Origin of the sequence: Mesorhizobium vachelliae (assembly GCF_033977325.1) — a bacterium.
In the GTDB taxonomy this organism is placed as follows: Bacteria; Pseudomonadota; Alphaproteobacteria; order Rhizobiales; family Rhizobiaceae; genus Mesorhizobium; species Mesorhizobium vachelliae.
This window is the reverse complement of record NZ_JAVIIR010000002.1, coordinates 1-21,892: the sequence shown is the minus strand read 5'-3', so window position 1 is coordinate 21,892 and position 21,892 is coordinate 1. Positions and strand designations below refer to the sequence as shown.

Sequence of the window (21,892 nt, the reverse complement as noted above, 5' to 3'; positions counted from 1 at the left end):
CTGTCCCGCCGGCCTATCAATTCTTCGTAGGTGACCAGTCGCCGAGTGGTCATAGGGGCGACAACATCAAAAGTTGGCGTTCCTTCGCGCCCCCTCTGGCCTGCCGGCCATCTCCCCCACGAGGGGGGAGATTGGCTAATTGTCTCTGGCCCTACACCTCTCCCCCAAAACCCGCTAAACACCCGGTATGAACCAGCACGCCAAGCTCCGGATCGGCCATTCGGCCTGTCCGCATGACTGCCCTTCCACCTGCGCGCTCGAAGTCGAGCTGCTCGACAACAACCGCATCGGCCGCGTCCATGGCGCCAAGGCGAACACCTATACGTCGGGCGTGGTCTGCGCCAAGGTCGCGCGCTATGCCGACCGCGTGCACCATCCCGACCGCCTGCTGAAGCCGCTGGTGCGGGCCGGCGCCAAGGGCGAGGGCGCCTGGAAGGAAGCGAGCTGGGAAGCGGCTCTCGATCTCGTGGCGGAAAAATTCATCGCGGCCGAGGAAAAATACGGCTCCGAGACGGTCTGGCCCTATTTCTATGCCGGCACGATGGGGCTGGTGCAGCGCGACGGCATCGAGCGGCTGCGGCACGCCAAGAAATATTCGGGCTTCTTCGGCTCGATCTGCACCAATCTGGCCTGGACCGGCTGGATGATGGGCGCGGGCGCCCTGCGCGGGCCCGACCCGCGCGAGATGGCGAAAGCCGACTGCGTGGTGATCTGGGGCACCAATGCCGTGGTGACCCAAGTCAACGTCATGACCCATGCGATGTGGGCGCGCAAGGAACGCGGCGCGAAGATCGTCGTCGTCGACATCTATGACAACGCCACCATGAAACAGGCCGATCTCGGCCTGGTGCTGAAGCCCGGCACCGATGGCGCGCTGGCCTGCGCTGTGATGCATGTGCTGTTCCGCGACGGGCTGGCCGACCGCGCCTATCTCGAAAAATACACCGACGATCCGCACGGGCTGGAAGAGCATCTCAGGACGCGCACACCGGAATGGGCGGCCGCCATCACCGGGTTATCCGCCGCCGAGATCGAGGCTTTCGCGCAACTCGTCGGCACGACGAAAAAGACCTATTTCCGCCTCGGCTATGGCTTCGCCCGCCAGCGCAACGGTTCGGTCAACATGCATGCCGCTTCCTGCATCGCCGCCGTCACCGGCGCCTGGCAGTATGAGGGCGGCGGCGCCTTCCACTCCAACTCCGGCATCTTCAAGCTGAACCAGGATGTGCTCGAAGGCACCGCGATGCGCGATCCGAACATCCGCTATCTCGACCATTCGCGCATCGGCCCGGTGCTGACCGGCGCTGAGGATGCGCTCTATGGCGGCCCGCCGGTGACGGCGATGCTGATCCAGAACACCAATCCGGCCAATGTCGCGCCGGAGCAGCGGCTGGTGAGAAAGGGTTTTCTGCGCGAGGACCTGTTCACCTGCGTGCACGAGCAGTTCATGACCGATACCGCCAAGCTCGCCGACGTCGTGCTGCCGGCGACGATGTTCCTGGAGCATGACGACATCTACAAGGGCGGCGGCAACCAACACATCACGCTCGGCCCCAAGCTGATCGAGCCGCCGGAAGGGCCGCGCACCAACCACTACGTCAACGAGGAGCTCGGCAAGCGGCTCGGCGTCGGCGACCGTCCCGGCTTCGGCCTGACCGAGCGCGAGCATATCGACATCATCCTCGGCAAGCGCGGGCTCGGCAACTTCGACAGTCTGAAAGAACAGAAGTGGGTCGACCTTCAGCCCGACTTCGACGATGCGCATTTCATCAACGGCTTCAGCCATGCCGACAAGAAATTCCACTTCCGGCCCAACTGGACCGGGCAGTCGGCGCCCAACCGGCCGCCGAAAAGCATGGGCCTGTTCGGCCCGGTCGAGCGGCTGCCGGAATTCCCCGACCATGTCGAGTTGATCGAGGTCGCGGATGAGGAGCACCCGTTCCGGCTGGCGACCTCGCCGGCGCGCAACTTCCTCAATTCCAGCTTTGCCGAGACACCGGTGTCGAAGGCCAAGGAGGGCAGGCCGGAACTGCTCATTCACCGCGAAGACGCCGCAGCGCTCGGCATCGAGGATGGCGGCCGCGTCGAGGTCGGCAACCAGCGCGGCGACGTGGTGCTGCATGCCAGGTTCTTCGACGGCGTGAAACGCGGCGTGGTGATTGCGGAAGGCATCTGGCCGAACAGCGCGCATGAGCGCGGCGAAGGCATCAACGTGCTGACCGGCGCCGACGCCCCGGCGCCCTATGGCGGCGCCGCCGTCCATGACAACAAGGTGTGGCTCAAGGCGCTCTGACAACGTCTTTGAAGCAGGAAAGTGTGAGGCGGTGGCGAGGTGTTTTTCAACCAACCTGCCTATTAGCCCGCTTTCTCGATTTGCCTTGTTTTTCGGCGTATACGGCCCAAGGCGTCGAGCACTCTCAAGCGCTTCAACGGGACTCCATCATACTCGGTAAGAGAACGGCGACCGCCGCGGTCTACGACGGTCAGCACTGCTCCGGGCCTGCCTCCTTTGACATGAAAGGCGGCTAAGAAACTTCGGAAGTCAGTCACCTCTGCGCCATTTTTCTTGCAGAAGTCGGGAAAGGCTTGGCCGAATATGGCCGCAGCACTTTTCAATCCGTCCGAGGGACGGCCTCTAACAATAGTCCCTTGCAGGAAATCAATCTCGATTACTCCGCCAGGGCTGGTCGCAGCCTCCTCAAACACGTCAGTTGAGTAGAAGCCGACAACAAAGCTCAAGCCACTGGCCATGGAGTCAGCGAAGTTGTGGGCGATTGCGCAAAGGCGTTCATGCTCGGAGAATAGCAACCTGATCATCTGCTTTCCACCATGGTCATCCGGCATTTATGAGCTTACCGGCGGCACCGTCGGTTTCTCAGGTCTTCAACTCTTCGATTACCCGCCCCGGCTACTTCGCCGCCTGCGCGTCCATCGCCTTGATCTCATCCGCGGCCGCCTTGCGCGCCGCGGCATCGACGCCGGAAGCGCCCTTGTCCTTGGCAAAGGCGATGAGGGCGGTGCGTGTCTGCTCGTCGCATCCATCCTCACCCAGGCCGTCGATGCCGGCCTTGCGGGCCGCGGCAAGCACGGAGTCGCAGGCGTCCGGCGCGAAGGCGAACTGGCCCATGATGGCGCCGAGCGTGAGCGGATCCTGCAGACGCGGATCGTCGCGAATCGCCTGAAGCGTAGCGCTTCCCACCGCCTTCGATTTCCGGTCTTGAGCGATCTGCGTGAGGTCGAAGATGAACTCGAATTCCGGCTTGTCGACGCCCTGGGGCTTCGACACCAGAATGTCCAGCGCATAGCGGGTGATCTCCTCGGGCGTGACGACCGATCGGATGGCCCTTGCCTGATGGTAGTTGCGCACCAGCACCCAGCGTGAGGGAAGATCGCCGTAGCGGGCGAGCGCTCCAAGCTGCTTGATGGCCGCGAGCTTCTGCTTGTCCGTCTTGGCCGCCTGCGCCTGGGCGAAGACCTTGTCGCGGATGCGGTTGACGGCGTCCACATCGAGCCCGCCTGGAGCCGGCACAGCCAGCTGCGTCGCAGTGGCTTGCGAGGCGGGAGCATCGCCAAGCGGGCCCTTCGCATCGACCCAGGCGGCGAGCGCCATGCGCACGTCCGGGCCGAAATAGCCCTTTGGCTCGCCCGCATAGAAACCTTCGCTCTTCAGCGTCGTCTCGATCGCGACGCGGATCTCGTCGGGCAGCGCCTTGCCGAGGCCGACGAGGTTGTCTTCGTCGAGCCCGGCCGGCGCTTCGCGAAATGCGTCCATCACCGCCGCGGCAATCGCCGCCGTTCCGGCGCTGGACGCCGGACCGGAAAAGAGGCCGCTGAGCTCGATGCTCGCCGCGTCGCCGCCGAACACGCCGATGCCCATGCGGCCGATGCCGTCATTGTAAAGCGCGATGCGGTCGGTGATGCCTTCGCGCAGCGTCATCAGATGGTCGAAACTGTCGAAGGGGAAGGCGCTCGCAATCTTGTCCTTCGCCTTGAGCGAACCGAGCCGCGCCGCCTCGCGCCAGGCATGCAGCCGCTCGCGCGGGTTCTTGTCGATGCCGAGACCATCGTCATAGGCGTCGCCCAGCAGCACCATCGCCTCGACGCTGCCGAGATTGGCGGCATTGATCAGCATCGCGGTCGCCTTCTGGTCGTCCTGCGGATAGACCACGCCTTTGCGCAACAGCTTCGCCTGCAGCAGATAAGCCTGCTGCTCCTTCTTGGCTTCACCTTCGTTGATGAGCGCTTTCAACTGATCGTCGCTCAGGCCCTCGTCGCGGCGCGACGGGCGGTAGCTGGTCGAATCGAGGTTGGCATATTGCGTCGAGGCATAGAGCCAGAGCGCCTCACGATCGCCCGCATCCGCCAGCGGCTTCAGCATGGCGCGCGCCACGTCCTCGTTCCTGAACTGCTGATCGTCCGAGAGTTGGAGCCGCGCCAGCGCAAGGGCCGCGCCGGGCTCGCCGGCCTCGGCGGCGTCGCTCAGGCGCTCGACCAGTTGGTCTGGATTATCGACTTGAAAGCCGTAGTCGGGGAGCAGGTTCGCAAGCCTGATGCTGGCGTCGAGGTCCCATGGGGCGTTAAGCAATTGGATCGCTTCGCGCGGCTGGCGGCCGACGAACTTGCCGTCAAGGAGCAGGCCGGCCAGAAGCGGTGCGGCGCCGGCGACATTCTTGGAGGCGGGGCGCAAAATGGCGATGGCGCGCTTGCCATCGGCCGGGCCGCCTTCGCCCTTGGCCAGCATGTCGGCCAGCATCGGCACCGCGTACTGATCGTTGGCGACACGCGCTTCCAGCAATTGCTTCGCCTTCGCCGCGTCCTGCTGCGTGCCGCGACCCAGCCGCAGCGCCTTGATATAGGCGAGCACGGACGGTTCCGGCCCAGTGGTTCCGGCCTTGGAATCCGCGTCCACGGCGTGAAAAGCCTTTTGCTGCTCCTCGCCAGAAAAACCGTCATTCTCCAAGGTCGTCTGCGTGATCAGCAGCGGCATGGCTTTGCGGAGCTGGCTGTCCCATTCGCCGGGCGACTGGCCTTGGACCGGCGCGTCGACAATGCGCTGTGCGGTCTCGACCACCTTGTGCGGGTCGCGACGCAGCAGCGGCCCGTCGATATACTGACGGAGCAACGTCTCTAGCGCTGTGAGATGACCGGCCTTGCCGGCCTTCTGCAAGGCATCGAGCGCCATGTCCCGCGTTACCGGCGGCGGACCGGCATCGGCGCCGTCGTGCCGATGCACCGAATAGACCTCGTAGAGAAGATAGTTCGCCTCCGGGCTGCCGCCGTCGGCGAGTAGCTTGATCTGCGGGAGGAGGAAGGTAAGCCCCGGCTGGTTGAGCGCCACCTGGACCCGCAGCCATTGCAGCGCCAGCCGCTTTTCTTTCGGCGCGCCGAGCATCGCCGCCTGGCATTTGTCGGCGAGGGTCTTGAGCTTGCTGAGATCAAAATCTTGCGGGAAGAGCTCGCCATACTGGACAGGCGGCGCCTTGGCTTCAGGATCAAGCGGCACGGAAGCGCCCTTGTCGCAGACGCTGATTGCCTCGGCGAGCGCCGCCTTCTTCGCCGCGTCGTCGGCAGCCTTTTTGGCAGCATCGTCGGACTTGTCGGAAGATGCCTGGGCCGCGAAGGCCGCACCGGCTAGCGGCGTCAAGGCGAGGCAGGAAAGAACCAGGGCATGCACTGGCCGCAGCATGAGCGTCCCCCCTCGGACATGGTCCGGGTGCTGCCGGACACTCCTAAATTAGCACATCGAGCGATTGATGATGAGTGTGGCGCTTCACATTTGCGGGCGGTCCGCCGCCGGCCTTTGCCATCTGGCCTAGTGGCTCCGGGTCGCGCCCGCCAGCTCCGGCGTCTATAGAGGCACCCTATCTCCGCAACGAGGGAGGATGTCATCGCCAAGGTTTCGCTTCTGGGCATTCCGCATGACGAGAATTCGTCCTATCTGCGCGGGCCTGCCGAGGCGCCGGCGCTGATCCGGCGCGAACTCGTAAGCGACGCCTACACTTCATGGTCGGAAACAGGCTTCGACCTGACGGACCGCTTCGTCGATCACGGCGACATCGATTTCACGCAAGGTGGCGACCCGTGGCAGCGCATCGAGGCCGAGGTGGGCCGCGCGCTCGACGCCGGCCATCCGCTGATCTCGCTCGGCGGCGACCATGCCATCTCCTGGCCAGTGCTGCGTGCGGTGCGCCGCCGCCACCAGAGCCTCACGATCGTCCACATCGACGCGCACCCGGATATCTATCATTCCTATGACGACAATCCGCGCTCGCACACCTCGCCCTTCGCCCGCATCATGGAGGAGAAGCTGGCCGACCGGCTGATCCAGATCGGCCTGCGCACCGTCAACGACCACCATCGCGACCAGTTCAGACGCTTCGGCGTCGAGGTGGTGGAAATGCGGCATTTCAGAGAAGGCTTGCAGCTCGACCTCAAGACGCCGGTCTATATCTCGATGGACATCGACGCTCTCGATCCGGCCTTCGCTCCTGGCATCTCCCATCGTGAGCCGGGCGGCTTCACGACGCGCCAGGTCATCGGCCTGATCCAGGCAATAGACCAGCCTGTCGTGGCCGCCGACGTGGTTGAATACAATCCGCGCCAGGACCTCTCCAACGTGACGGCGCTGGTCGCCGCCAAGCTGGTCAAGGAGATCGCCGGCGTGATGCTGAAGACCAACGGCGCCGCCTGAATCCATTTAACAAGGCGGCGTGCTAGAGGATTGTACCGACTCGGCTTTTGACAGGAATAGCCATGCCGCAGCCGCTCAAGATTGCCATAGCCGGCGTGCTCGGCCGCATGGGCCGGCAGATGGCCGAAACAATCGCTGCCGATTCTCGGCTGGAACTCGTCGCTCGCTTCCATAGGCCGGGTAGCGCCGGCGAGGGCCTGGTCGAGCGCGACGAAGCCCTGGCGCTTGCCGACGTCGCCATCGATTTCACCACGCCTGCGGCCTCCGTCGAACTGGCAACAGCCTGTGCGGCGCGCGGTGGCCCGGCGCTGGTCATCGGCTCGACCGGCTTCAGCGCGGGGGAATTGGCTGCAATCGCCGAAGCGGCGAGGAAGATCGCCATCGTCCGCTCCGGCAGCTACTCGCTGGGGCTCAACATGCTGACCGGCCTGGTCGAACAGGCGGCGAGGGCGCTTGGACCCGACGACTGCGACATCGAAATCCTCGAGGCGCATCATCGCTTCAAGGTCGACGCGCCGTCGGGCACGGCGCTGATGCTGGGCGAGGCGGCCGCGCGCGGGCGGGGCGTCAGGCTGGACGATGTGGCGAAGCGCGCCCGCGATGGCTTCGTTGGCCCGCGCGGTGCCGGCGAGATCGGTTTCGCCGTGCTGCGCGGCGGCAGCATCGTCGGCGAGCACAGCGTGAGCTTCCTCGCCGAGAGCGAGGCGCTCACGCTCTCGCATGCGGCCGGCGACCGCTCGATGTTCGCGCGCGGCGCTGTCGCGGCGGCACTCTGGGTTGCCGGGCGGTCGCCCGGAGAATACGACATGCACGATGTGCTTGGGTTCGCTGACTCTTGACTGGATTTCATGGGATTTCGTTTCAGCGGCTGCTAAAAACCGCTGAAAGCCAGCTGAAAGCTTGGCCGTGCCATGACAGTTTCGTGGCGTTCGCCACATGAGCGGCTGGGAGTGGCCGCGAGGAGGAATGCGGCGCTCCGCGCCGCCCAGGTGGAGGAAGAATAGTGACCGGTTTCATCCCTAAGCACGCCCTGCGTTCGGTGGCGCTAACGCTTGCCATGGTCGCAACAGGCGCGACGACGGCTTCGGCCGCCGACAAGATCTCGATCATGGTGGGCGGCTATGAAAAACAGATCTACCTGCCAGCGAAGCTTGCCGAGGCGCTCGGCTATTTCAAGGATGAGGGCCTCGATGTCGAGCTGCTCAACGAACCTGCCGGCGTCGACGCCGAGAACGAGATGCTGGCGGGTGCCGTGCAGGGCGTGGTCGGCTTCTACGATCACTGCATCGACCTGCAGGCCAAGGGCAAGTTCGTCGAATCCGTCGTCCAGTTCAGCCAGGCGCCGGGCGAGGTCGAGCTGGTCTCTTCCAAGCACCCCGAGATCAAGTCGCCGGCCGACTTCAAGGGCATGAGCCTTGGCGTCACGGGCCTCGGCTCCTCGACCAACTTCCTGACCGAGTATCTTGCCGTCAAGAACGGCCTGAAGCTCGGCGAGTTCACCTCGGTGCCGGTCGGCGCGGGCAATACTTTCATCGCCGCCATGCAGCAGGACAAGATCCAGGCCGGCATGACGACCGAGCCGACGATCACGCGGTTGCTCAAGACCGGCGAGGCCAAGGTGTTGATCGACATGCGCACGATCGAAGGCACCAAGGCAGCTCTCGGCGGCACCTATCCGGCTGCTTCGCTCTATATGCAAACTGAATGGGTCGAAGCGCACAAGGACGAGACGCAGAAGCTGGCCAATGCTTTCGTCAAGACACTGAAGTTCATCGGCACACACAGCGGCGCCGAGATCGCCGAAAAGATGCCGAAGGATTACTATGTCGGCGACAAGGACGGCTATGTGAAGGCCCTCGATGCCGGCAAGGCGATGTTCACCGCCGATGGCGTGATGCCCGAAGGCGGTCCCGAAACGGTGCTCACCGTGCTGTCGGCCTTCAAGAAGGAACTGCAGGGCAAGCAGATCGACCTTTCGAAGACCTACACAAGCGAATTCGTCAAGAACGCGAAATAGCGGACAAGGCCGGCGCGAGGTTCGCCTCGCGCCAGTATCCGCCCTGTGTCTTTGCGCCAGGCGATCCCGCGCGGAGCGCCTGCTATTGGAGTTGCTCCCCATGGCTATCGAAAAGACCGCTCCGGCGATCGAGCTGATCAACGTCAGCCGCCGCTTCCTTTCCCCCACCGGTAAATCGCTGACTGCGATCCGCGATTTCACCATGACGGTCGAGCGCGGCGAGTTCGTCGCTGTCGTCGGACCGACCGGCTGCGGCAAGTCGACGACGCTCAACCTCGTCACCGGACTTGCCAGTCCGAGCGCCGGCGAGGTCCGCGTCATGGGGGCACCTGTCAAGGGCATCGATCCGCGCATAGGCTTCGTGTTCCAGACCGACGCGCTGTTTCCCTGGCGCACTGTGATAGAGAACGTCATGGCCGGACCGCTCTTCCGCGGCAAGCCGAAGGCGCAAGCGCAGGCTTCAGCCCGCGACTGGCTGGCGCGCGTCGGGCTGGCGCGCTTCGAGCAGCATTATCCGCACCAGCTTTCGGGCGGCATGCGCAAGCGCGTGGCGCTAGCCCAAACCTTCATCAACGGCCCCGAGATCCTGCTGATGGACGAACCGTTCTCGGCCCTCGACGTGCAGACACGCGTGCTCATGCATGAGGAACTGCTGCGGCTGTGGTCGGAGGCGAAGGCTTCGGTGGTGTTCGTTACCCATGACCTCGAGGAGGCGATCGCGCTGGCCGACAAGGTCTATGTGCTCACCGCCGGCCCGGCGACTGTGAAATCCGTCTATACGATCGACCTGCCGCGCCCGCGCGTCGTCGCCGACATCCGCTACGAGCAGAGCTTCATCGATTATTCGCGCACCATCTGGGCCGACCTCAAGGAAGAGGTCGAGACCAGCTACGCCCGCGCGGCGGCCTGAGGAGGGCGATATGACAGACGCCACCGTCAACATCACCACCGCCAGCTTCCGGCCCGGCACTTCGGACGCCGAGATCGAGGCGACCGCCGCCAAGGCCGCGGCGCATCGCCGCCACACCGTCACGTTCTGGCGGCTCGCCATCCTGATTGTCTTCCTTGGCTTGTGGGAAATCGCCGGCCGCATGGCCTGGATCGATCCCTTCTTCTACGCCATGCCGAGCACGATCGCCGGCCGGCTCTATGAATGGATCACCGAGGGCACCTCGGAGGGTCCGCTCTGGTACCACCTCTATGTCACCATGGAGGAGTCGGTGCTGGGTTTCGTCACCGGTTCGGTCGCCGGCATCATCATCGGCGTCGCGCTCGGCCGCAACCGCATGGCCGCCGACATCTTCTCGATCTACATCAAGGTGATCAATTCGATCCCGCGCGTCGTGCTGGCGCCGATCTTCATCATGATCCTCGGCCTCGGGCTTGCCTCCAAGGTGGCGCTGGCCTTCGTCATGGTTTTCTTCGTTGTCTTCCACAACGCCTTCCAGGGCGTGCGCGAGGCCGACCGGGCGATGATCGCCAATGCCCGCATCCTCGGCGCCTCCGACTGGCAGCTGACCCGCTCGGTGATCGTGCCTTCGGCGATGAGCTGGATCTTCGCCAGCCTGCATGTCAGCTTTGGCTTCGCCATCATCGGTGCCATCGTTGGCGAGTTCGTTGGTTCGCGCTTCGGCATCGGCCTGTTGATCAACATCGCCAAGGGCTCGTTCGACGCCGCCGGCATGTATGCGGCGATCGTCATCGTGATGGTCGTGGCGCTTGGCGCCGAGTACCTGATGACCTTGGTCGAAAGCCGGCTGGCGAAATGGCGGCCGCAGCCGTTGCACGAGACGCAGTAAGCGGGATCAACCGCCCGCCTGCGGCAGCCGCACCTCGACCACCAGCCCGCCGGTCGCGCCATCCGCAAGGGTGACGCGGCCGCCGGCATTTTCGACCACCTCGCGCACGATGGCCAGTCCGAGTCCGCTGCCTTCGCCGGTTGCGTCGGCGAGGCGATAGAATCGCTCGAAAACATGCTCGCGTTCGTCGGCAGGTATACCCGGTCCGTTATCGGTGACCGTGAGCACGGCTTCGCGATTGCTGGCGACAAGCTTGACGGTGACCGTGCCGCCCGCCTGGGTGTAGCGCAGCGCATTGTCGACCAGGTTGACGATCATCTCGCGCAGCATGGTGCCGTCGCCGATGACAGTCACGGAACCGGTTTCCTCCAGCCCGAGATCGATATTGCGGCCAACGGCGATCGGTGCGTGGGTTTCGAGCACTTGCCGCGCCGCTTCGGTCAGATCGATGCGATCGGCGCGCGGCCGCCTGCTCCCGGGCTCTGCCCGCGACAGGGTGAGCAACTGCTCGGCCAAACGCGCCAGGCGACCAGAACTTGCCTGCAGGGCCACAAGCGCTTCATGGCGGGCATCGGGGACAGTCTCCCGCAAGGCATAGCTCGCCTGTGTCGACAAGAGCGCCAGCGGCGTGCGCAGCTGGTGGGCGGCATTGGCGATGAAGCGGCGCTGCGCCGCCATCTGGGCCCGCACGCGCGCCATGTAGGCGTTGAGCGCCTCGATCAGCGGCCGGATTTCGGTTTGGGCGCCCGAGATCTCGACCGGATCCAGATCGCTGCGGCTTCGCGAGCGCACGGCATCGCGCAGCCGGATGAGCGGCGCCAGCCCGCGGCGCAGGCCAAGCAGCACGAACACGCCGGCAATAGCCACCAAGGCAAGCTGCTGCGCGAAGGCGCTCAACCATAGACGCCTCACCATCGCGTCGTGCCCCCCGAGCGTCACGCCGACTGTGACCGTGATCGGCGAATCCGCGCCGGCGCCGATCACGCTATGGCTTAGCGTTGCCAGTCGCAGACGGTGATCGCGAAAGCCGGTCTCGATGCTGGCGCGATCTGTCGCCTTGGGCAGGTCGGGATAGCCGGTGAGCAGGCGGCCGCCCGCGGTCTCGACATGGTAGTAGACCCTGTCGCGGTCGCCGGTATCGAACATTTCGATCGCCGCCGGCGGGATGGTGGCGTCAAGCACGCCGTCTTTTACCGCGACCTGCTCGGCGATAGCGCGCGCCGACGCCATCAACATCCGGTCGGCAACCAGATCGGCAGTCGCGAGCGCATTGCCATGGCTGGTCCACAGATTGATGGCGGCGAGCCCCGCCAGCGGCAGCACCACCCAGGCCAGCAACTGCAGGCGAAGGCTGCCGATCCGAAGACCGCCGATCCTCATGGCGCCGGATCGTCGTGGCGCAACAGGTAGCCGAGGCCGCGCAAGGTGGCGATCTGGACCTGCGATCCCTCGAGCTTCTTGCGCAGGCGATGCACATAGATCTCGATGGCGCTGGGGTCGGCGTCGGTCTCGAAGTCGTAGATCGCGGCCGAAAGCGCTGCCTTGCTCACCGTGCGGCCGGCCTTGACGACGAGTTGTTCAAGCACGGCGTGCTCGCGCGGCGTCAGCGACAGCGTCGCCCCGGCAAGCGAGAACAGGCGTGTGTTGGTGTCGAAGACAAGGTCGCCGCAGGCAATGACCGGCGCGGTGCGGTCGTTGGCGCGGCGCAGCTGCACGCGGATGCGTGCTTCCAGCTCCTCGATCTGGAAGGGTTTCGCCAGATAGTCGTCGGCGCCTTCGTTGAGGCCCTTGACCCGGCCGTCGAGGCTGGCATTGGCGGTGAGCACGATCACCGGCACCGGGTTGCCGCGCGCCCGCAGCCTCTTCAGCACCTCCATGCCGCCCATGCGGGGCAGGGCGAGGTCGAGGATGATCAAGGCGTGGTCGCCGGCGGCCAAAGCATGCTCGACATCCTCGCCGTCATGGACGACGTCGACGACATAGCTCGCCTGGCGCAGCGTTTTGCTCAGCCAATCGGCCAGTTCGCGATTGTCCTCGACAAGCAGCAGCCGCATCGTTTGTCGCTGTTTCCTCCCAACGGCGCCGACCGTCGCCAAGGGGGCAGGCGGCGTCCAAATTGGTCCCTGAGGCAACCGAATAGTATCGATCGGCCGGCAACGCAAACGCGGTTTCTCGGCGGTCGCCACTCCGGTCACGGCGCCTGCCGAGCCGCCCGATGGGTCGTGCAAGTGAAGAAATCGAACCATTCGGTTCAATTAATGTTGACGGTTCGTGTAACCGGGGTGAACGCTGGCACCTCTTATCTGGGTGCCGCATCGCGCGACGATTGCCGTAACCGATTGATATTAAACGACAAGAATGTGGCCTCTGCGCCGCTTATACGATTTCAAGATCGAACCGAACGGTTCGGTTCACAACTTTTCGTGATTGGAAATGGCAACAGGGCCGACCCATTTCGGGGTGGTCCGAGCGACGCGAATTTCCATTACGGCACGCCACTAGACGGACATAACTTTTGAAATCTGGAGTACCTAAAATGAACAAGATTGCTTTTGCCGCCGCTGCTTTCCTCATTGCCACGGGCAGCGCTTTTGCCGGCAGCGACCATTACGGTTCCGACAACGTCAATCAGCCGGCTGTGACCGCTCCTGCGGGCAATGTCGACAACACTGTCACCGGTTCGATCCGCGAGTTCAACAAGTTCGAGCAGCGCGACCTCCACATCACGCCTGATCAGAACCAGCCGCAGTCGGGCCAGGGCATCTGGGGCCGCTAAGCGGCTCCGTCCTGTCCACGTCAACCAACAACCCAACCAACAACCTTTGAATCTGGAGTAACTCAAATGACCAAGATCGTTCTTACTGCCGCCGCCCTTCTGGTTGCCACCGGTGCCGCTTTCGCCGGCTCCGACCACTATGGCTCGGCCAACGCCAACCAGCCCGCCGCTTCGGTCGACATCTCGTACACCGCTTCGATCAAGAAGTCGGACGCGGATGCTCAGAAGCCGGTCGTTCAGGGCGCCGATCACAACCTGTTCGGCAACCACTAACCGGTTCTATCCTCGACAGACCTCAAAGCGGCGGGCTTGTTCCGCCGCTCTGCTTTTATGAAGCCGGCTATCCGTTAGACCGGGGCCTTTGTGGGGTTGGTCAGCGTCGATCACGAAGTGGTGAGGCCTGTAACGGCGCTTTGGCTGTCACCGAAGTGGGAGCAAGGGCCGATAGACGGGGCCGATCCAGGGAAATTCGCGAGTGGAACGAGCGGGCAGCACCCGGGCGATGCCCAGGGCCGTCCTTAGCCGATCCACTGGGGTCATCGGATCGTCGATCGCGCCCGATCGAAAACAGCGAAACCCGAAACCAGGAGTATTTGATATGACCAGGATCGCACTTACCGCAGCCGCCATCCTCGTAGCCACAGGCGCCGCTTTCGCCAGTTCCGACCATTACGGCTCCACCAACGCAAGTCAGCCGGCCATTGCCATCGACCGGACGGTGACGACGTCGATCAATAAATCGGATATGGATGCCCAGAAGCCGGTCACCCAGGGCGCCAACCACGACCTGTTCGGCAACCACTGATCCGGCCCGGGAAATACCAGGCGGCGGGCTTGTCCCGCCGCTCTGCTTTTGTGCAGCCGGCTACCGGCAAGATGAATCGTCTTCACAAGTATTTGTATCACAAGCATTTGTAATTGTTTGCCTTTTTCCGAGCGAAGTCGAAGCCGACGCTGCTTTGGTCGCTGAAAACAGCGAAGCGCCCGGGAATAAATCCCGGCCGCCTCAGGTCTTCTCGGCAGCGGGGCCATCCTCCCAAGGCTACCGCCGATGAAACGACACGGAACAAAGGAAACAGAACATGACCAGGATTGCATTCGTCGCGGCCGCCATACTTGTCGCCGCCATGGGCACCGCATCCGCCGGCAGCGATCACTACGGCGCTGATGGCGTGAATCAGGCAGCCGTTGGCGCCGACACCAGCGTCACGGCCTCGATCCCGAAGCACAGGATGGCCAAGCCGGCCCCCAAGGTCGATACCGAGATGAAGACCGGAGCGACCGACCCTGCGAATTGGCCGGGTCCGCCCGCGGACAATTGGGGTAATTGATCAGCGTCTTTGAAAATACTGACGGCGGCGGGCTTGCCCGCCGCCTTACTTTAGGGGACCGGCAAGCTTCGGGTTCTAGGCTAGGTCCTTCGGCCGAACGCAATGGGTAAGCCGGGCGCCGCGAAAGTCGAGGTCCACCCAATCCTCATCCAGCGTGAACCGGGCAAGTGCTGCCGTCGGAAACTTCGCTTCGATCTTCTTGAAGACGCCCTCATCCGATCCCGCGCCGGCCAGCCGCAGCGCAAAATGCTGCAAGCCGGGATTGTGGCCGATCACCAGCACACGCCTGGCCTTGACTTGCCGCAGGCGCGCCAGGATGGCGGCCGGCGCCGCCTCGTAGAGTTCCTCGGCAAACTGCGCCGGCACACGCTGGGGCAGTTCAGCCGTGACCAGCCGCCAGGTGTCGCGCGTACGCAGCGCCGGCGAGACCAAAGCGAGGTCGGGCAGCCAGCCACGTCGGGCAAGCTCGCGACCCATCAGCGGCGCCGTCTTCAAGCCGCGCGGCGCTAGCGGCCGGTCGAAATCGGCAAGTGCCGGATCGTCCCAGCTCGACTTGGCGTGGCGCAGGATGAGCAGCTGTTTCAGGGGCATCGATCAGGACCAGGGCAACCAGCGAGACGAGCGCGAGCCTTCTCCTTGATTGCCTCGATGTCAAAATCATCGAACGGGCCGCTGGCCAGCTCGTCTTCCCACGCCTTATGCAGCCGGTCTGTTTCAGTTCGGCTTTGCGGTTGGTTCGGCAGTTCCGAGTTGATCGCCATACTGCTGCTTCCAACCGAGGCTACGGCGTGATCCGCGCCAGCTGTTCGAGATCGGTCTCCTCGCGCAACGGGTCCGGCGCCATCACCACCGAGGTGGCGTTGTCGGCGTCGTCGGCGAAATGGGCGAACACGGTGTGGCCCTTTTCCATGCGCGCCTTGCCTTCGGCGACCAGCCCCAGCGCCAGCGGGTAGAGCCGGTGCTCGACCTTCAGCACCCGGGCCGCGAGCGTGTCTTCATTGTCGCCGACCATCACCGGCACGGCTGCCTGTGCGATCACCGGGCCGTCATCCGTCTCGGGCGTGACGAAATGCACCGAGCAGCCATGGATGCGCACGCCGGCGCGGATCGCGCGCGCATGCGTGTCCAGACCCTTGAAGGCCGGCAGCAGGGCAGGGTGGATGTTGACCATGCGCCCTTGCCATTTCTCGACAAGGCCGCGGCCGAGGATGCGCATATAGCCGGCCAAGGCGACGATATCGGCACCGAAGCCGGTGAGCGCGGCATCGATCGCGGCGTCATAGGCATCCTTGCTCGGATGGTCGGCGCGCTGGACGACCTTGGTGGCGATGCCGCGCGACTGGGCGATGCCGAGGCCGGCGGCGTTGGCGCGGTCAGAGATGACGCCGACGATCTCCGCCGGATAGGCAGGGTCGGCAGCGGCCGCGATCAGCGCGGTCATATTGGAGCCGCGTCCCGAGATCAGGACGACCGTGCGTTTCCTGCTCATAGGCCGATCGAGCCCCGATAGATGACGCCGGCGTCGCGGCGCGGCACGATGCGGCCGATCGGCGTCACCGTCTCGCCGGCTTCCTGCAGCACCGCCGCCACCTGCGCCGCCTGGCCGGACGCAACCGCCAGGATCATGCCGATGCCGCAATTGAAGGTGCGCATCATCTCTTCCGGCGCGACCCCGCCGGTCGCGGCCAGCCACGAGAACACCGGCGGCACGTCGATCGCCTCGAGGTCGAGCTCGGCGGAAAAATCCTTCGGCAGCACGCGCGGAATGTTTTCGGGGAAGCCACCGCCGGTGATGTGAGCCAGCGCCTTGATGCCATGGGTGTTGCGGATCGCCTTGAGGATCGACTTCACATAGATGCGTGTCGGCTCGAGCAGCGCCTCGGCGAGGCTGAGCTCCTCGTTGAACGGCGCCGGATCGCTCCAGCCAAGACCGCTTGCGGCCACGATGCGGCGCACCAGCGAAAAGCCGTTGGAGTGCAGGCCGGAGGAGGCGAGGCCGAGCAGCACGTCGCCCTCGACGATGTCGTCGGTCGGCAGCAACTGGCCGCGCTCGGCCGCGCCCACGGCGAAACCGGCAAGGTCGTAATCCTTGTCGTGGTACATGCCCGGCATCTCGGCCGTCTCGCCGCCGATCAGCGCGCAGCCGGCCTGCCGGCAGCCTTGCGCGATGCCGCCGACGATCGCAGCGCCCTGATCGGGATCGAGCTTGCCGGTGGCGAAATAGTCGAGGAAGAACAGCGGCTCGGCGCCCTGCACGACGATGTCGTTGACGCACATGGCGACAAGGTCGATGCCGATCGTGTCGTGCTTGCCGGAATCGATGGCGATCTTGAGCTTGGTGCCGACGCCGTCATTGGCGGCGACCAGCACCGGATCGGTGAAGCCTGCGGCCTTCAGGTCGAACAGCCCGCCGAAGCCGCCGATCTCGCCGTCGGCGCCCGGCCGGCGCGTCGCGCGCACCAGCGGCTTGATCTTCTCGACCATCAAGTTGCCGGCATCGATATCGACGCCCGCCTCGGCGTAGGTGAGCCCGTTCTTGCGCTTGGCCTTATCGCCCTTGCTCATCGTTGGCTCGTCCCTGTTTCCATTGCGGGCTCTTCGCATGAATGGTTTCGGGGAGCAAGGCGCGAGAGCTGATCTCTTCCTATGGGGAGATTAGCAGCACCTCCCTTGCACCCATCTTCCATCTCCCTCATCTATTTCCCAACAAAAAGTCACGACGGGACATCACGTGACCATCCCCAACCTGATCACTATCCTGCGCTTGCTGCTTGTGCCCGCCGTGGTGCTGGCCATGCTGCAGTCGCTTTGGGGTTGGGCCTTCGCCGGCTTCCTCGTCGCCGGCGTGTCCGATGGCGTCGACGGCTTCATCGCGCGCCGCTGGAATCAATCGTCCCGCCTCGGCGCGTATCTCGACCCGATCGCCGACAAGCTCCTTCTGGTCTCGGTCTTCGTCGTCATGGGCTTTGCCGGCGAACTGCCCCTCTGGCTGGTGGTGACCATGGTCTCGCGCGACGGGCTGATCGTCTGCGCCGTGCTTTTGTCCAGCGTGATGAGCCATCCGGTCGAGGTGAAGCCTCTCTTTGTATCGAAGGCCAACACAGCGGCGCAGATCGTGCTGGCGGCGCTAGTGCTGGGCGAACTTGCCTTTTCCGTGCACGTGGGCCCGCTGCGGACCGCGCTCATATTGCTGACCGGGGTCTTGACCGTGGCTTCGGCCGCGGCCTATCTCGTGGCTTGGCTAAGGCATATGAGCGGCTATGGCGAAGGCTCCCGGACGAGCAACTCCCAGACCGGCGACATCAAGACCGGCGACAACAAGTCGGGCATCGGCAAGTCGGGCGGCTCCAGCACGGACGCCTGACAATGACGGTGCGATGATCGCCACTGACGACGGTTCGGGCGGGCTGCGGCGCCAGGTCTTCTTCTGGCTGGCGACAGCGGTCCTGCTGGCGCTGTTCCTCTATGTCTTCTCAGGCATCCTCCTGCCATTCGTGGCCGGCATGGTGCTCGCTTATTTCCTCGACCCGGTCGCCGACTGGCTGCAGCGGCTCGGCCTCTCGCGCCTGATGGCGACGGTGGTGATCCTGATCGCCTTCATCGTCATCGTGGTGCTGGCCTTCGTCATCCTGGTGCCGGTGCTGGCCACCCAGATGGCCGATTTCGCCCGCAAGCTGCCGGAATATCTCACCCGCCTGCAGTCGTTGATCACCAGCTTCGACCCGAAATGGCTGGAGCAGCGTTTCGGCGTCAGTACCAGTGGTTTGCGTGACGGGCTGAACTCGTTGCTGACCTCCGGCTTCAGCCTGCTCACCACCGTCTTCACCTCGATCTGGAGCTCGGGCGTGGCGCTGGTCTCGGTGGTGAGCCTGTTCGTCGTCACGCCGGTCGTCGCCTTCTACATGCTGCTCGACTGGGACCGCATGGTGGCCGAGGTCGACAGCTGGGTGCCGCGCGACCATGTCGAGACGGTGCGCGCGTTGGCCCGCGACATCAACACCGCCACCGCCGGCTTCGTGCGCGGGCAGGGCACGCTGTGCCTTGTGCTCGGCGCCATGTACGCCACCGGGCTGACGTTGACCGGCTTGAACTTCGCCATTCTCATCGGCTTGTTCGCCGGGCTGATCTCCTTCATCCCCTATGTCGGCTCGCTGACCGGGCTGGTGCTCGCCGTCGGCGTCGCCTTCGTCCAGTTCTGGCCGGACTGGACCATGGTGGTCGCGGTCGCCTGTGTGTTCTTCGTCGGCCAGTTCATCGAGGGCAACATCCTGCAGCCGCGGCTGGTCGGAAAGAGCGTCGGCCTGCATCCGGTATGGCTGATGTTCGCGCTGTTTGCCTTCGGCGCGCTGTTCGGCTTCGTCGGCCTTTTGATCGCCGTGCCGGCCTCGGCGGCGATTGCGGTCCTGGTGCGCTTCGCCATCGGCCGCTATCTCGAATCGCCGCTTTACAAGGGCCACGCCACCGAGCCCGCGCCGCCATTGCCGGCCGATCGCGGCGGCGGCCACCGCTCGAAACGGGGCTGAAATGGCTGCTCAGCCAGCAGATACGCCGCGCCAGCTGCCGCTCGATCTCGGCCACGGCACCGGCTATTCGCGCGACGAGCTCGTCGTCTCGGGCACCAATGCACAGGCGGCATCGCTGGTCGACCGCTGGCCGGACTGGCCGTCGCCGGTCGTGGTGCTGGCCGGGCCGCCCGGCTCCGGCAAGACGCATCTCGCCCGGATCTGGCAGGACAGGGCGCACGCCGTCGCCATCGATCCCGGCCGGATCGGCGAGCACATTGCCGGTCTCGGCATCAGGCCCGCGCTCGTCGACGACATCGACAAGGCGGCGATCGACGAGCCGGGCCTGTTCCACTTGATCAACGCCGTGCGCGGCGCGGGCTCGACGCTGCTCCTCACGGCGCGGCGTTTCCCCTCGGCCTGGCGTGTCGCGCTGCCCGACCTCGTCTCGCGGTTGAAGGCGGCGGCGACGGTCGAGATCCACGAGCCCGACGATTTGCTGCTCGCCGGCGTCATCACGAAGCTCTTCGCCGACCGCCAGGTCGAGGTCGAGCCGCATGTCGTGCAATATCTGGTGCGCCGCATCGAGCGCTCGCTCGGCACCGCCATGCGCGTCGTCGAGCGCCTCGACCGCGCGGCGCTCGAGCGCAAGACGCCGATCACCCGCGCCTTGGCCGCCGAGACGGTCAGCGCCATGGACGAAGGGCAGGGCGAGTTCGATATTTGATATTGAATTGCCCACGTGACATCAGAGTAGCTGTCCCACTCCGGAACAGACTTTCCGGCATCGCTCTTGCAGCGCAGACAATGCCGGTTGATCCCGGCCCCGGTCGCGTTCCAGATCGGGTTGTAGGCTCGCCGGGCTCGAGGTGTTGGGGTTCTCGCCCGGCGGGTTTACCGTTCCTCCGCATCGCGGCGTTGAAGCAGGCCATCGAATGGTCTATTTAATGGACCAAACCATGGTCCATTAGGGGCTATCATGCAGATATCCGTGACAGACGCCAAGGGGCAACTGACCGAATTGGTAAGGCGCGCTGAGGCTGGAGATGAGATTATCCTGACCCGCCACGGTCACGCGGCCGTGCGTCTTGTCCCAATACGGTCCGTGCCGGACCGGAAGCACCGCCGGGGCCTGCTGCAGGCCGTCCGGGCCTCCGGGGCCGCCAAAGCCAGTGCCGGCCCGCCTGCGGCGCGCAGCCAGGATTTCCTCTATGGCGATGACGGCCTGCCGGAATGATCGCCGTCGATACCTCGGCCTTGATGGCCATCGTCCTTGACGAGCCGGCGGCGGACGCTTGTATCGCCGTGCTCGAAGCGGAAGATGATCTTCTGATATCGGCGGGAACTGTTGCGGAACTCCTGATCGTCGCGGCACGACGAGGCGTGGCCGAGGAGGCGCAATCCCTGCTCGACGGGCTCGGCTTCGAGATTACGCCAGTGACGGAAGGCGCGGCTCGGCGTGTTGCCGAGGCTTACGCGCGGTGGGGCAAAGGCATCCACGCCGCGGCGCTCAACTTCGGCGACTGCTTTGCCTATGAGGTAGCGAAGGACCGGGCTTGCCGGCTGCTCTTTGTCGGCGACGATTTCTCCAAGACCGACGTCGAAAGCGCGGTTTAGCGGTGAATTAGGTGAAACAGGAAGTTTGACGCAGAGATCACCAAAATCGCTATGAATAGAACAAGATGGGATCTCTTGATTGTTGCCTTCGGTCCCGGAAGAGCGCGGCCGACCGAGACTTTGTTTTGAGCAGCTACTAGCCCAAACATGCCTATCACTACCAGGAATGCCAACGGAAGCGCATACGGTTTGAACGCGACTGGAAAGAACGGTCTGCCCACCAAAAGCGAGAAACCGAGGGCTGCACCGACAACAACCGTTACACTGCGAAAGTCGGACTTTGGGGCCATTGGTGCGGCGGGCTCCTGCGGCGATGGTCTGGAAACGTGCGCTGGCGTGGCTGCTAGTCCCATTGATTGTTGGCAAGCTCACGCATGGTCAAGATCACCTTATTTGACCTTGCTTTGCGCCTCATTGAAAAGGTTCGGCGCCAGGAACTGGCCACCACGAACATTTTGCTTGGCCGAGCCAGTAGCCTGGAAGCGATTGCCGCCAAGATCCTCCATGTAGACCGTGCCGGAAACACCGCTGAACGAACCCCACGTAATGCCGGTCGTAAAGCCTACAAGTCCAGCCTGCTCATCGGCAGAATCGAGCTTCCATCCGATCTGCAGCACTGCTTTGGCGCCAAGCTCACAAGTAGTGCTTTTGTGCCGATGAACGAACCATCTGGCTGAAGCTTAACCTCAGTCGGCAGCGGCGTCCTGTTAGTGGCAGCTTCAACTGGCGCGCCGCATCCAACGCATTGCGCTGCCTTATCTGAAATTTCGCGGCCACATTCCCCACAAGTAATCAGCGCCATTTCTACCCCTCCCAAGGTCTGCAATACATTTGCGCAACTCCGCCAGAGGCGCAAGCTATGCTTTGCGCAGCCTCACCCCGGCGCCCCCACCATTCTCAGGGATGAACTCGACGCCGGCCGCGACGGTGATTCTGCGTCGCGTGGAACGGGCCGATGGAAGGTTCTTGTTACCCGATTCGTTACCCCAGCCACTTCAGGTGAGGATTTGCCGGCGGCATTTCGTGGGTTAAGTGCTTGATTTTAAGTGGTAGTGTGCTGAGAGTTCTGCAAATTCGCCGAGAGAGGGCGGTCATGGCAGGCTGGTGATTGTTCACGTCACCGATTCCCGCGAAGGAACGCCACCATGACCAAGACTGA

24 protein-coding genes are annotated in these 21,892 nt (G+C 64.2%); 16 read left to right on the top strand and 8 right to left on the bottom strand.

Annotation, left to right across the window (positions count from 1 at the left end; translation table 11 throughout):
• The first annotated feature begins 187 nt into the window (after positions 1–187).
• Positions 188–2,293, top strand: coding sequence for a molybdopterin oxidoreductase family protein (locus RFM41_RS03645; RefSeq protein ID WP_320246900.1), 2,106 nt, complete (start codon positions 188–190; stop codon positions 2,291–2,293).
• Positions 2,294–2,355: 62 nt separating this feature from the next.
• Here the strand turns inward: RFM41_RS03645 and RFM41_RS03640 are convergent, their stop codons facing one another.
• Complete coding sequence (locus RFM41_RS03640; RefSeq protein WP_320246902.1) at positions 2,356–2,817, bottom strand: hypothetical protein; 462 nt, start codon at positions 2,815–2,817, stop codon at positions 2,356–2,358.
• Positions 2,818–2,908: 91 nt separating this feature from the next.
• Positions 2,909–5,686 (bottom strand): tetratricopeptide repeat protein, encoded by a 2,778-nt coding sequence (locus RFM41_RS03635; protein ID WP_320246904.1) that lies wholly within the window; start codon positions 5,684–5,686, stop codon positions 2,909–2,911.
• A gap of 177 nt (positions 5,687–5,863) precedes the next feature.
• Here RFM41_RS03635 and speB point away from each other — a divergent pair, with 177 nt between their 5' ends.
• From speB to RFM41_RS03610, 5 genes are all read left to right on the top strand, one after another.
• Positions 5,864–6,691 carry an agmatinase gene (speB, locus tag RFM41_RS03630; RefSeq protein WP_320319250.1) on the top strand — a complete coding sequence of 276 codons (828 nt, stop codon included), beginning with the start codon at positions 5,864–5,866 and terminating at the stop codon, positions 6,689–6,691.
• A gap of 62 nt (positions 6,692–6,753) precedes the next feature.
• Positions 6,754–7,530 (top strand): 4-hydroxy-tetrahydrodipicolinate reductase, encoded by a 777-nt coding sequence (gene dapB / locus RFM41_RS03625; protein WP_320246906.1) that lies wholly within the window; start codon positions 6,754–6,756, stop codon positions 7,528–7,530.
• Positions 7,531–7,748: 218 nt separating this feature from the next.
• Positions 7,749–8,708, top strand: coding sequence for an ABC transporter substrate-binding protein (locus RFM41_RS03620; protein WP_320246969.1), 960 nt, complete (start codon positions 7,749–7,751; stop codon positions 8,706–8,708).
• A 100-nt stretch (positions 8,709–8,808) separates the two neighbouring features.
• Positions 8,809–9,618, top strand: a complete 810-nt coding sequence (locus tag RFM41_RS03615) for an ABC transporter ATP-binding protein (protein ID WP_112101501.1) — start codon at positions 8,809–8,811, stop codon at positions 9,616–9,618.
• Between the two features lie 10 nt (positions 9,619–9,628).
• Positions 9,629–10,507 carry an ABC transporter permease gene (locus tag RFM41_RS03610; protein ID WP_320246907.1) on the top strand — a complete coding sequence of 293 codons (879 nt, stop codon included), beginning with the start codon at positions 9,629–9,631 and terminating at the stop codon, positions 10,505–10,507.
• Positions 10,508–10,513: 6 nt separating this feature from the next.
• Here RFM41_RS03610 and RFM41_RS03605 read toward each other — a convergent pair whose 3' ends face one another.
• Together RFM41_RS03605 and RFM41_RS03600 are read right to left on the bottom strand one after the other, a co-directional pair.
• Complete coding sequence (locus tag RFM41_RS03605) at positions 10,514–11,887, bottom strand: sensor histidine kinase (protein ID WP_320246908.1); 1,374 nt, start codon at positions 11,885–11,887, stop codon at positions 10,514–10,516.
• A complete protein-coding gene (locus RFM41_RS03600) occupies positions 11,884–12,561 on the bottom strand; it encodes a response regulator (protein ID WP_320246909.1) in 678 nt (225 codons plus the stop codon). Before RFM41_RS03600 ends, RFM41_RS03605 begins: the two co-directional genes overlap by 4 nt.
• Before the next feature lie 482 nt (positions 12,562–13,043).
• On the opposite strand from RFM41_RS03600, the gene RFM41_RS03595 reads away from it, so the two are divergent.
• The 4 genes from RFM41_RS03595 (at position 13,044) to RFM41_RS03580 (ending at position 14,614) form a co-directional block, all read left to right on the top strand.
• Positions 13,044–13,283, top strand: coding sequence for a DUF680 domain-containing protein (locus RFM41_RS03595; protein ID WP_320246910.1), 240 nt, complete (start codon positions 13,044–13,046; stop codon positions 13,281–13,283).
• 66 nt (positions 13,284–13,349) lie between these two features.
• Positions 13,350–13,556 (top strand): DUF680 domain-containing protein, encoded by a 207-nt coding sequence (locus tag RFM41_RS03590; RefSeq protein ID WP_320246911.1) that lies wholly within the window; start codon positions 13,350–13,352, stop codon positions 13,554–13,556.
• A 325-nt stretch (positions 13,557–13,881) separates the two neighbouring features.
• Entirely contained in the window at positions 13,882–14,088 is a 207-nt protein-coding gene (locus RFM41_RS03585; protein ID WP_320246913.1) for a DUF680 domain-containing protein, read from the top strand.
• Positions 14,089–14,365: 277 nt separating this feature from the next.
• Complete coding sequence (locus RFM41_RS03580) at positions 14,366–14,614, top strand: DUF680 domain-containing protein (RefSeq protein WP_320246915.1); 249 nt, start codon at positions 14,366–14,368, stop codon at positions 14,612–14,614.
• A 75-nt stretch (positions 14,615–14,689) separates the two neighbouring features.
• Here the strand turns inward: RFM41_RS03580 and RFM41_RS03575 are convergent, their stop codons facing one another.
• The 4 genes from RFM41_RS03575 to purM are packed head-to-tail and all read right to left on the bottom strand — an operon-like array spanning position 14,690 to position 17,179.
• A complete protein-coding gene (locus RFM41_RS03575) occupies positions 14,690–15,205 on the bottom strand; it encodes a SixA phosphatase family protein (protein WP_320246917.1) in 516 nt (171 codons plus the stop codon).
• Complete coding sequence (locus RFM41_RS03570; RefSeq protein WP_320319246.1) at positions 15,196–15,375, bottom strand: hypothetical protein; 180 nt, start codon at positions 15,373–15,375, stop codon at positions 15,196–15,198. The genes RFM41_RS03575 and RFM41_RS03570 overlap by 10 nt, the downstream gene beginning before the upstream one ends.
• A gap of 20 nt (positions 15,376–15,395) precedes the next feature.
• Positions 15,396–16,103: a phosphoribosylglycinamide formyltransferase gene (purN, locus tag RFM41_RS03565; RefSeq protein WP_320246918.1), complete on the bottom strand. Its 708-nt coding sequence runs from the start codon at positions 16,101–16,103 to the stop codon at positions 15,396–15,398.
• On the bottom strand, positions 16,100–17,179 hold the full coding sequence (purM, locus tag RFM41_RS03560) for a phosphoribosylformylglycinamidine cyclo-ligase (RefSeq protein WP_320246919.1): 1,080 nt from the start codon (positions 17,177–17,179) through the stop codon (positions 16,100–16,102). The genes purN and purM overlap by 4 nt, the downstream gene beginning before the upstream one ends.
• A 166-nt stretch (positions 17,180–17,345) precedes the next feature.
• Here purM and RFM41_RS03555 point away from each other — a divergent pair, with 166 nt between their 5' ends.
• The 6 genes from RFM41_RS03555 (at position 17,346) to RFM41_RS03530 (ending at position 21,410) form a co-directional block, all read left to right on the top strand.
• Complete coding sequence (locus tag RFM41_RS03555) at positions 17,346–17,978, top strand: CDP-alcohol phosphatidyltransferase family protein (RefSeq protein WP_320246921.1); 633 nt, start codon at positions 17,346–17,348, stop codon at positions 17,976–17,978.
• Between the two features lie 13 nt (positions 17,979–17,991).
• Positions 17,992–19,137 carry an AI-2E family transporter gene (locus RFM41_RS03550; protein WP_320246923.1) on the top strand — a complete coding sequence of 382 codons (1,146 nt, stop codon included), beginning with the start codon at positions 17,992–17,994 and terminating at the stop codon, positions 19,135–19,137.
• A gap of 1 nt (position 19,138) precedes the next feature.
• Positions 19,139–19,843 (top strand): DnaA regulatory inactivator HdaA, encoded by a 705-nt coding sequence (gene hdaA / locus RFM41_RS03545; RefSeq protein ID WP_320246925.1) that lies wholly within the window; start codon positions 19,139–19,141, stop codon positions 19,841–19,843.
• A gap of 252 nt (positions 19,844–20,095) precedes the next feature.
• The gene (locus RFM41_RS03540) at positions 20,096–20,353 is read left to right on the top strand and encodes a type II toxin-antitoxin system Phd/YefM family antitoxin (RefSeq protein ID WP_320246927.1); all 258 of its coding nucleotides are present in this window, start codon (positions 20,096–20,098) and stop codon (positions 20,351–20,353) included.
• On the top strand, positions 20,350–20,733 hold the full coding sequence (locus RFM41_RS03535; protein ID WP_320246929.1) for a type II toxin-antitoxin system VapC family toxin: 384 nt from the start codon (positions 20,350–20,352) through the stop codon (positions 20,731–20,733). Before RFM41_RS03540 ends, RFM41_RS03535 begins: the two co-directional genes overlap by 4 nt.
• 374 nt (positions 20,734–21,107) lie before the next feature.
• Positions 21,108–21,410: a hypothetical protein gene (locus tag RFM41_RS03530; RefSeq protein WP_320246930.1), complete on the top strand. Its 303-nt coding sequence runs from the start codon at positions 21,108–21,110 to the stop codon at positions 21,408–21,410.
• Positions 21,411–21,892 lie beyond the last annotated feature (482 nt).